The organism is Verruconatronum alginivorum (assembly GCF_056590205.1).
In genome coordinates this window covers 276186-286287 of record NZ_JBWPVQ010000001.1, presented here as the reverse complement: position 1 = coordinate 286287, position 10102 = coordinate 276186, and the positions used below count along the sequence as shown (strand labels likewise).

Below are 10102 nucleotides of genomic sequence, written 5' to 3'. Positions count from 1 at the left end.
GCAACGGTCCGCAGCGTGTCGCCGTCGATGGTAAGGGCCGCGTTGCCGGCATCGCGTCACCCGGGACCAGCCTAAAGGTATGGCTATCGCTCGCAGCTGGATCGACCGCGCTCGATGTTCCGACGACCGTTCCCGCCGTTTCACGAGGCTGCCCGAACAAAAAATGTCGCCGCATTAGAAGGTGTCTTCTGACTGACCGTTTGGAGTTCTCCCTCGAAGGATATGCTGTGGTCCGCCTCGTCACCGGAAGTCTGGTCGTTTTCGCCGTGAAAGTTCATTCGGATCGAACCGCAAAAGTAAGGTTTGGCTGAGGTTGGCGGATATATTCTTGCTTTGATGGTTTCCATCGGCATGAGTGATTTACGAACCGAATTATTTCGAATGAATACCCCACTTGTTTCCCGGACGGAGGTCGCCGAATTTCAGGGCTTTTATGCCCCGTTCACGGTCAGCGAGAAGCTATTGCAGAAGATCTGGTTGCGGGGCGATTACGACGGGTCGGCGATCCGGACGCTGGATGGGGAACGGGTCGAGATTTTGTTTCCGGGGAAATGGAATCTTCTCGGTGGTCCCGATTTCCGGCAGGCCCGGTTGCGGATCGACGGACGGGAGGTGACCGGCGACGTCGAGCTCCATTTTCATGCCGGGGATTGGGCGAAACATGGGCATGACCGGGATCCGGCGTATGACGGGGTGGTGTTGCATGTGCTGTTGTTTCGGCCGAGTTCCGGCGAGCGGCGGGCGGTGACCCGGGCGGGGAAGGTGTTGCCGGCGATCACTTTGTTGGAGCTGTTGCATCACGATTTGGAGGAATACGCGGCGGAGGATGTTTTGGAAGCGACCTTGGCCAGGACCCATTGGCAGGCGACCGAAGAATTGCTGGGGATGCCGGTCGAAGCGCGGCGGGAGTCGCTCGGACGGCATGCGTGGACGCGGTGGGAGCAGAAGGTCCGGTTTGCCCGACTCCGGGTGGAGAAGCTCGGATGGACGGAGGCGTGTCACCAGACCGCGATGGAAATCCTGGGTTACCGGCGAAACCGGGGTCCGATGATCACGGTGGCGACCCGGTTTCCTTTGGCGAAGTGGGCGGAGATCGGTCCGAGTGAGGATGACCTGATGGCCGCCGCCTTCTGGGTGAACCAGGGCGCCCGCCCGGCGAATCACCCCCGGCAGCGTCTCCGGCAATATCTCGGGTGGGTCGCGGCGAAACCGGATTGGCCGGACCGGATGAAGCGGGAGTTGGCCGGGGCGGTCGTGGGCGCGCGCGGTGAAACCGACGGAGAGTTGGAAGCGGCGACCTTCCGGAAGAACCGCGGATTGCGGGCGTTGCGGGAACGTTGGGCAAAGGAGATCGCGGACGATCGGATCGGGGGGAGTCGGTTCGACTCGATGGTCTGCGACGGGTTCCTGCCGTTGGCGGCGGTGTTGCCGGAGAACGGGGAACGGGTCGGCCGGGAGTTTTTCCGGTATTGGTTCAGTTGGTACGCGGGCGATTTTCCGGACCGGGTTTTGGGGACGATTCGGACGACTGAAGTTGCGGTTGAACGCGGTTACGCCAATTGCAACGGCTTTTGCCAAGGGGTGCTGTCGCTCTCTCTGGAAAAGCGGGGGGACCCGTTGGTCTGTTTCGAGGATGAGGGGGAAGAAAGGAAATTAAACCACTAATAAACACGAATGAACACGAATGGAGAGGTTCTCCAAATTCGTGTTTATTCGTGTCTATTAGTGGTTCACTGAAATCAGACCAACGCGAGGGCCGGGGTTTCGAGGAGTTGGCGGAGGGCGCCGAGGAACTCGGCTCCGACCGCTCCGTCGACGACCCGGTGGTCGCAGGAGAGGGTGAGGGACATCCGGTCGCCGATCACGATCTGGTCGCCTTGCACCACCGGAATCCGGCGGGTCGCGCCGACCGCGAGGATGGCGGAGTTGGGCGGATTGATAATCGCGTTGAACCGGGTGACGCCATACATGCCGAGGTTGGAGACACAGAAGGTGCCGCCGGTGAACTCGTTCGGCTTCAGCTTCTTGTTCTTCGCCTTCCAAGCGAGGCTCTTCACTTCGGCGCTGATTTGGCGGAGGCTCTTGTTGTGGGCCTCGCGGATCACCGGAGTGATCAACCCGTCGTCGATCGCCACCGCGAAGGAGACGTCGGCCGAGGGATGCTGCTTGATCTTGTTGTTGTCCCAGGAGCAGTTGGCGGCCGGGACCCGGCGGAGGGCTTCGGCGCAGGCTTTGAGAACGAAGTCGTTGACGCTGACCTTGCCGCCGCCCTGTTCGGGCGGAATCTGTTCGAGGGCCTTGTTGAGCTCCTGACGGAGCTTGAGGAGCGGTCCCATGTCGACCTCGATTTCCAGGTAGAAGTGGGGAATCTGGGTCTTCGATTCGAGGAGACGGCGGGCGATGGTTTCGCGCATGCCTGACAAGGAAATCGTTTTTTCCTCGGCGATCGGGGCGCCGCCGCTGAAGGCGGGAACCGGGGGAGGACCTCCGGCGGAAGGTTTGCGCTCGGGGGCGGACGTAGGAGCCGGGCCCTTTTCGGCGGCGGCGAGGACGTCGGCCTTGACGATGCGTCCGCCCGGGCCGGAGCCTTCGAGATTTTCCAAGGCGACTCCCTTTTCCTCCGCCAAGCGGCGGGCGAGGGGAGAGACGCGGAGGCGTTTGCCGGTGTCGGGCTCCGGGGCGGCTTCCTCTTTCGGAGCGGAGCGGTGTGCCGGGGCCGGTTGGTCGGATCCGCTATGGCGGGCGTGTTCCTGGCCATGTTCCTGGCTCGGGGGAACGGTATCCTCCTCGGACTTTTCGGAAGCGTCGGTCTCGGCGGCGGGTTCCTTGCCGGAGAGGGCCGATGGATCGATCTTCTCGCCCTTTTCGCCGATGGCGGCGATGGACGTGCCGACGGGCACCTGTTCGCCCGGCTTGACCAACTGTTTCAGGAGGATGCCTTCGTCGAAGGCTTCGAGCTCCATGGTGGCCTTATCGGTCTCGATCTCGGCGATCATATCGCCGCTGGAGACTTGTTCCCCCTCTTGTTTCAACCAGCTGACGAGCGTGCCCACCGTCATGGTGTCGCTCAGTTTCGGCATTTCGATGATGGAAGCCATGGATGATTCTCTATCGGTTACAGGATTTCTAGGCAGGTTTTGTAAACGCGTTCGGCGTCGGGCAGGACCATTTTTTCGAACGGATCGCTGAACGGTTGGGGAACGTCGAGGGCGGAGACCCGTTTGATCGGGGCGTCGAGATAGTCGAACGCCTGGTCCTGGATGACGAAGGCGATCTGGGCGTCGGTGCCGCAAAACGGTTTGTTCTCCTCGACGAGGACCACCCGGTTGGTTTTGCGAACCGAAGCGAGGATGGTTTCGCTGTCGAGGGGCCGGAGACAGCGGATGTCGACCACTTCGGCGTCGATGCCGTCGCGCTCCTTCAGCAATTCGGCGGCCTGGAGGGCGGTGACCACCGCGCGGCCGTGGGCGACGAGGGAGATGTCCTTGCCCTCCCGCTTCACGTCGGCTTTGCCGAGCGGAATGGTGTATTCCTCCTCGGGGATCTCCATCGTGTGATCGTAAAGGCGGGTGTCCTCCATGACGCAGACCGGGTCGTCGTCGCGGATGGCGGTTTTGAGCAAGCCCTTGGCGTCGTAGGCGTTGCTCGGGCAGACCACCTTGAGACCCGGGAAGTGGGCAAACAGGTTTTCCGGGGTGTGGGAGTGGGTGGCCCCGACGTTGACGCCGCCGTTGGCCGGACCGCGGAAGACGATCGGGATCTTGATCAGACCGCCCGACATGTAGCGGATGTTGCCGGCGTTGTTGACGATCTGGTCGAAGGCGACGAAGGAGAAGCTCCAGGTCATGAACTCGACGATCGGGCGGAGGCCGTACATCGCGGCCCCGATGCCGAGACCGGCGAAACCGGTTTCGCTGATCGGAGAGTCGATGACCCGCTTCGGACCGAAGCGTTGGAGGAGCCCCTTGGTTACTTTGTAGGCGCCTTGGTATTGGGCGACCTCTTCACCGGTGATGAAGACCTTGCTGTCGCGTTCCATTTCCTCGGCAATGGCTTGGTTGACAGCTTCGCGGTAAGTTACTTTCTGCATGGAATCAAGAAGGAAGAGTGAAAGAAGAGTGGGTGTGGCTCCGGATTAACGGTGCTTTTTCAGGTAGTCGGCGTCGTTGGCGTAGACGTCGGTGAAGAGCTCTTCCTCCGGCGGGAAGGGGCTTTGCTCGGCGAACTCGTTCGATTCGGCGGCTTCCTTCTTGGCGGCGTCGTCGATCTCCTTGATCTTCGCTTCGTCCAGCACGCCCTCTTCGAGGAGATAGTTTTCGAACAGGACGATCGGGTCGGTTTTCTTCTTTTCTTCGATTTCCTGTTTGGTCCGGTAGCTTTCCGGGTCGGACATCGAGTGGCCGCGGAAACGGTAGGTTTTGAACTCGAGGATGGTCGGGCGCGATTCCTCCTTGGCCCGCTTGACCGCCTCGGCGGTCTTCTCGCGGACGAGGTAGAGGTCGTTGCCGTCGGCGACGTCGTAATCCATGTCGTAACCGGCGGCCCGTTTGGCGAGAGGTTTGCCGGCCGAGGAGCGCGGTTGGCTGGTCCCCATCGAGTAATAGTTGTTCTCGATGATGTAGATCACCGGGAGTTTCCAGAGGGCGGCCAAGTTGAGGGCCTCGTGGAAAGCGCCTTGGTTGACGGCACCGTCGCCGAGGTAGCAAAGGCAGCAAGCCTTCTTTTCGAGGTACTTCAAAGCGAAGGCGATCCCGGCGCCGAGCGGGGTCTGGCCGCCGACGATCCCGTGGCCGCCCCAGAAGCGCTTGTCGGGGGCGAAGTAGTGCATCGAGCCCCCTTTGCCCTTGGAGCAGCCGGTGTATTTGCCGAAAAGTTCGGCCATGAGCTCGTTCATGTTCATGCCAACCGCGAGGGCGTGGGCATGGTCGCGGTAGGCGGTGATGATCTGGTCCTCATCGCCGAGGACGGAAATGCTGCCGATCGCCACCGCTTCCTGTCCGATGTAGGTGTGGCAGAAACCGCCGATGTGGCCCTGCTGGTAACAGCGGACGGTGCGTTCTTCGAATCGCCGGACCCGCACCATCTGGGTGTAGAGGTCGATTTTCTGTTCGGACGTCAACGACGCGTTGACCGCCGCCGGTTTATTTCCCTTCGCCGCGGGAGCGTCCGTATCGAGAGTGGAATTGGTTTTTTTGCTCACGGTGTATTTCTATGCAATAAAGGTTCAAAAATCCTGATTCTCCTACGATTAATCAAGGTAAATCGGTTTGCGAGCCGCTCCCCTCGAAGGAAGGCGGCTCAGGGATGGGCCGCGGCGCGGCTTTCCGGGCCGGAACGGTCGGCTTCGCGGCTTTCCTCGATCGTGATTTTCAGGGGGTGGGCCGGATCGCAATCGGCCCGGAGGCAGACGAAGCCGTCGTGGAAACGATCGTATAATGGCCAGAGCGCGGCGCGGTCGGTTTCCGGCAGCGGGATCTTTTCGATCTCGTCGCGGGTGAAAAAGGCGAACACCCCCTCGTCGATCGCATCGGGAAGGGCGTCGACCGTTTTCCGGCAGTCGAACAAAAACATCAGCCAGTGGCCGCTCCCCTCGTAATCCTTTTCGGAAACCATGGAAAACAGGTGGAGATCCTCTTCGGTAACGGCGACCCCGATCTCCTCGGCGGTTTCGCGAATCGCGCATTCGAAGGGGGATTCGCCGGCGGACATCTCCAGTTTTCCGCCGATCGGGCTCCACATTCCCTTGTTCGGTTCGCGTTCGCGCTGGAGGAGAAGGAAACGCCCTTGGCGGTCGCGGACGAAGACAAGGACGCTGATTTTGAACGGACGGTGGTTTTGGCTCGACATCGGGGCGGAGTTTGCCCCCACTGCCATCGGGGCGGCAATGTAAAAAACGGTCGGCTTTCGGTTTGGAAAATGATCGCGGATTCGCGGGCACAACTTCCCGGGGGCCGGGTCTGACAGGAAAGAAGTCCCTTTTCCCAACCAGGAGCCACTCTCTTCAATCGGCTCGGAAAGCGATTTTTTAACATTGATTTGTCTCAATCTTCATTGGATTAATTACGTTTTAACGGTTTCACGGCCGACTCGGAGGGCGTCAGACGCGCCGAACTTCTGATCGTGCAACGGTTCGAAACCTATCAATCAAACTTCATGTCGACCGAATCACATGCGCCGCTCCGCCTCGTTCCATTCCGGGGCTTTCGTGTTCTCAGCGTCGCGGTTCGTGTCTTGGCCGACTGGAGGCGGGGCCGGTCTCTCTCCCTTCACGTTCGAATGAGGTCGGCGAATAGTTCGCCGTCTGATTTCGTTGCGGGGGTGTTTTTCCTTGCGCCGTCCCGATAATTTGGAAATGCCTTTTCCCACCTGATGAGTTCTCCTAACAAGGTTTTAGTAATCGATTGCGGTGCGAATCACGTCGCGGTCGGCTTTTTCACATTGAGCGCGAAAGGCGTTCAACTTACCGGTTTCGAGACCGAGGTTCTTGGCGGCGATTTCACCAGCGAGCAGGAGTGGGTCAACGCGGTCTACATGGGCCTGCGGGCGATCTCGAAGCGGAAGAAACTTTCCGGACCGGCCCACTTGGTGGCTCCGGGGCATCTGTTGCTGATGAAGTTTCTCAAGATCCCGCATGTCGCCAAGAACAAGCGGGATCAAATCGTCAAATTCGAGGCCCAACAGAATATCCCGTATCCCCTGCCGGAAGTGGTTTGGGATTACGAGACCCTCCTCGACGACGGGGCTGAATTTGAAGTCGCCCTGGTGGCGATGAAGATCGAAATCGCCCAAAGCCTTTGCGACGTGACCGCGAAACTCGGCATTGAGGCGGAAGTCATCGAGCCGGCGGCGATGGCGCAATTCAACGCTTTTTCCCACAGCTACCCGGAAGTCAACGAAGGGGCGCTGGTGGTCAGCATCGGGGCGAAGTCGACCGATTTGCTCTTTATCGATACCCACGGCTTTTTCGTCAGAAACGTGCCCATCGCCGGCAATACGTTGACCCAAGGCATCGCCGACGACCTGAAGATTTCCTTCGGTCACGCCGAAGAGTTGAAAATACATCTCTTTAGCGGTCAGACCGAAGGGGTCAGCGAGGACATGCAGCAAGGGGTGCAGCGGGCCTTGGAATCGTTCCTCCGCCGATTCAGCATGGAAGTGACCCGTTCGATCGTCAATTTCCGGCGGCAGAGCGGGGCGGAGCAGGTTTCGAACGTCTATCTCACCGGCGGAGGCGCCATCGTCCCAGGTATTATTGAGCACCTGTCGGAGAAATTGAAGATCCAGGTCGAATGGTACGATTCCCTGCGCGATGTCGGGGTTCAGCCGAAGATCCAGGAGCAAGTGGAGGCCCATCGGCTTCAGTTGAGCCCTCTGGTCGGCGCGGCGCTGCGGGCCAAGGCGGGCAGTGGCGCGAATTTCAACCTTCTTCCCCCGGCCCTTGCCAAGCAGGTCGAATTTAAACAGAAGCGGACCTATCTCATCGGTGCAGCCGCGATTCTGGTGGTCGCGGGATTCATCCCCGTATTGAATTACAAGACGCAGGCCGAAACTTTCGCGGAACAGGCCCGGGAGCTGGAGGAGGAGTTGGTCCCTTTGCGCCAGTTGAACCGGCAGATGCAGGACAACCTCCGGCGGTCGGACGAGATCTCCACCCGTATTCGTTCGTTCCAGCAGCTTAACGAGAAAAAAGGGAATTGGATCGTTTTCCTGCAGGATCTTCAAGAACGGCTGGTGGCGGTTGAGGATGTCTGGCTTGACCAGTTGGCGGTCACCCAGGGCCAGCAGCAACAGGCGGCCGCCGGGCGCGGCGCCTTTGGCGGCGCCCAGCCGCAGCAGCAACAGCAGACCGGAGGAGGGCTCCGGTTGAACGTTTCGGGCCGGTTGATCGATCGCAGAAATCCGACTTCGCGGGTGAGCCCGACCAGTCAGGAGCGGGTCAACGCGTTGCTGGCCAGTTTCACCGAATCCGAATTCGTTTCGGCGGTTGAGAACGAACGTTTCGATGCGAACGATCCGGGTATTCTTCGGTTTCAATTCGTCCTCGTGGTCGACTCCCGGCGGGGGCTTTAATTCTTTCAATCCATGGTTTGGCTTAAGAAAAATCTAGTTTTCACCATCGTGATGGCGGTCCTGGCCGGACTGTTGGCGGTGGAGGTGTTCATGATCCTCGGACAGCGCGCCGAAGCACAATCGGTGGAAGCCGACTTCCGGGCTAAGGTCGAAGAATTCCGCCGTTTGGCGAATCAGGATGTTCTTCCACACCAGCGCAACGTCGATCTGACCGCCGAGCAAATCGAGCGCCGTCGCGAGGAGCTCCAGCTCTATTACCAATCGATGCAAGGGCGCGAAGGATTGGCGGAAGAATTGGCCGCTCACCCGGCGAGCCGGGCCGACGCCTTTTTCGACATCGCCAGCTTCGTGGACGAATACCGGGAACGGGCGCGCGAAGTTTTGCTCGATCCCCGGGGAATCGATGACACCCATTTCGGGTTCGAGGCGTATGCCACCGTCGGCCCGGCGGAAGGAAACATCGCTACAGTTTACAAGCAACGATTGATCGTGGCTCACATTTTGGATCGCTTGTTCGAGGCGCAACCGGAGGCGTTGATCGAAATCCGCCGGCCCGGGGAAGGGCGGACCGACGGTGAAGGCCAGCAGCAGGGCGGTGGCGGTTTCCGGCTCAATCCGCAGTTGAGCGCGGCGATTTCCGGGGTGGCTGACACCAGCGCTTATCGAGTCGTTTTCACCGGCCGAGCTTCGACGCTTCGGGCATTTTTGAATGAATTGACCTCCTTCGACATGCCCTTGATCGTCCGCAACGTGGAGGCGGTGCCCGCCTCCGAGGCGGCGGACGGGGCTCGCCGCGAAACCGCCGGAGGACGTCGCCCGGCCCGCCGGGCGGCTCCCGCGCCAACGAACGGCGGCGAAGAAGCGGAAGCTCCGGCGACGGCCGAGGGGGATCGGGAACGGATTCCGCTGGTGGCGGACAATCTTTCCCGCTTCACCGTATCGATGGAGTTTGTGGAGGTCAGAGGCGGGCAGAATGAACGCCGGTAAAAAGCTTTTGGAGAGACATGATCAGTAAATATTACGACAAGATTCTTTTGGTCGGCGCGCTCCTGGTGTTGCTGGTCGTCTTCGGTTTTGCGGCATTTCGACCGGATCCGCAACCGATCACCGCTTTCGTGGACATTCCCGCCTTGCGCCCGGAAAACACCTATCAGGTCACCGAAGTTCCCGACATTGATTTGACGCTCGCCCAGTGGGAGGAACCGGGACCGCAAAGCGCCGGTCCGGAGTGGGTTTTCGATGTCTTCACCCCTCCCGTTATTTTCTTTGACCAGCGGACCGGCCAGTTCGTCCTGCCGGACGTCGACGTGCCGGCCCCGCCGGAATTTGGCATCGAGCTGGTTTCGATTGAGGAGGAGCTTTACCGGATGCAGGTGGTCGGTTTCTTCGGTCGCGACGATTCCGTCCTGGTGACCTTGGAGAACGTCGAAACCGGCGAGCAAGTGTTGGCCCGGAGCGGGCAGGAATTCAGCAATTTCGGCATCGTGGTTCGTTCCGTCCGGACCGAACGGGTTCAAGTCCGTCACGGGGGGACCACGGACGTCACCGACACTGTTGCATTCGTCGTGGTGGAAGACAAACGATTGGGGCAGGAAGTGACGTTGCGGTCCGACCAGCGGAAGAAGGACGCCGAGCCAACCGCTCAATTTCGAACCACGGATGATGCGAGGCAACGATTTCGCGCGCGCGCCGGAGATTCTTTCCGGCACAATGGTGTCGGTTACCGGGTGGAAACGTTGACGCCTCCGGCGTCGGCAACTGTTACTCGAATGGCCGACGAGGAGCAAGGGGGGCGGGAAACCAAGACCCTGCGGGTCAACCGAGCGGCCCCCTGAGACTCACTTTCCCGGAGAAAGTTCAATTTTGCCATTGCCCATCCGCCTGATCGCTCTAATAACTCACCCAGATATTCCATATGAAGACCTACCGTACGTATCGTAAACTCCTTAAGCTTCTTTCATGTTTCTGCCTATTGGCAGGCATGGGAGCATCTGCCGGGCACATCTACGGCCAGGCTCCAACGGACGAGCGC

The 10102-nt window shown here is 60.1% G+C and carries 8 protein-coding genes; 4 read left to right on the top strand and 4 right to left on the bottom strand.

The window, feature by feature from the left end:
* The first annotated feature begins 381 nt into the window (after positions 1-381).
* Entirely contained in the window at positions 382-1665 is a 1284-nt protein-coding gene (locus tag ACWUI2_RS00945; protein ID WP_486980991.1) for a DUF2851 family protein, read from the top strand.
* Positions 1666-1739: 74 nt separating this feature from the next.
* Here the strand turns inward: ACWUI2_RS00945 and ACWUI2_RS00940 are convergent, their stop codons facing one another.
* From ACWUI2_RS00940 to ACWUI2_RS00925, 4 genes are all read right to left on the bottom strand, one after another.
* Complete coding sequence (locus ACWUI2_RS00940) at positions 1740-3098, bottom strand: pyruvate dehydrogenase complex dihydrolipoamide acetyltransferase (RefSeq protein ID WP_486980990.1); 1359 nt, start codon at positions 3096-3098, stop codon at positions 1740-1742.
* A 17-nt stretch (positions 3099-3115) separates the two neighbouring features.
* Positions 3116-4090 (bottom strand): alpha-ketoacid dehydrogenase subunit beta, encoded by a 975-nt coding sequence (locus ACWUI2_RS00935; protein WP_486980989.1) that lies wholly within the window; start codon positions 4088-4090, stop codon positions 3116-3118.
* A gap of 45 nt (positions 4091-4135) precedes the next feature.
* A complete protein-coding gene (gene pdhA, locus ACWUI2_RS00930) occupies positions 4136-5200 on the bottom strand; it encodes a pyruvate dehydrogenase (acetyl-transferring) E1 component subunit alpha (RefSeq protein ID WP_486980988.1) in 1065 nt (354 codons plus the stop codon).
* 98 nt (positions 5201-5298) lie between these two features.
* A complete protein-coding gene (locus ACWUI2_RS00925; protein WP_486980987.1) occupies positions 5299-5847 on the bottom strand; it encodes an NUDIX hydrolase in 549 nt (182 codons plus the stop codon).
* Between the two features lie 522 nt (positions 5848-6369).
* Here ACWUI2_RS00925 and pilM point away from each other — a divergent pair.
* From pilM to ACWUI2_RS00910, 3 genes are read left to right on the top strand one after another with little or no spacing between them, the layout of a single operon-like run.
* On the top strand, positions 6370-8070 hold the full coding sequence (gene pilM, locus ACWUI2_RS00920) for a pilus assembly protein PilM (protein ID WP_486980986.1): 1701 nt from the start codon (positions 6370-6372) through the stop codon (positions 8068-8070).
* A gap of 12 nt (positions 8071-8082) precedes the next feature.
* Positions 8083-9057: a hypothetical protein gene (locus tag ACWUI2_RS00915; RefSeq protein WP_486980985.1), complete on the top strand. Its 975-nt coding sequence runs from the start codon at positions 8083-8085 to the stop codon at positions 9055-9057.
* 17 nt (positions 9058-9074) lie between these two features.
* On the top strand, positions 9075-9905 hold the full coding sequence (locus ACWUI2_RS00910; protein WP_486980984.1) for a hypothetical protein: 831 nt from the start codon (positions 9075-9077) through the stop codon (positions 9903-9905).
* Positions 9906-10102 lie beyond the last annotated feature (197 nt).

Coding starts and splice junctions, on each gene's coding strand:
- ACWUI2_RS00940 (WP_486980990.1), bottom strand. CDS start 3,098: ATGGCTTCCATCATCGAAATGCCGAAACTGAGCGACACCATGACGGTG.
- ACWUI2_RS00945 (WP_486980991.1), top strand. CDS start 382: ATGAATACCCCACTTGTTTCCCGGACGGAGGTCGCCGAATTTCAGGGC.
- ACWUI2_RS00925 (WP_486980987.1), bottom strand. CDS start 5,847: ATGTCGAGCCAAAACCACCGTCCGTTCAAAATCAGCGTCCTTGTCTTC.
- pilM (WP_486980986.1), top strand. CDS start 6,370: ATGAGTTCTCCTAACAAGGTTTTAGTAATCGATTGCGGTGCGAATCAC.
- ACWUI2_RS00910 (WP_486980984.1), top strand. CDS start 9,075: ATGATCAGTAAATATTACGACAAGATTCTTTTGGTCGGCGCGCTCCTG.
- ACWUI2_RS00935 (WP_486980989.1), bottom strand. CDS start 4,090: ATGCAGAAAGTAACTTACCGCGAAGCTGTCAACCAAGCCATTGCCGAG.
- ACWUI2_RS00915 (WP_486980985.1), top strand. CDS start 8,083: ATGGTTTGGCTTAAGAAAAATCTAGTTTTCACCATCGTGATGGCGGTC.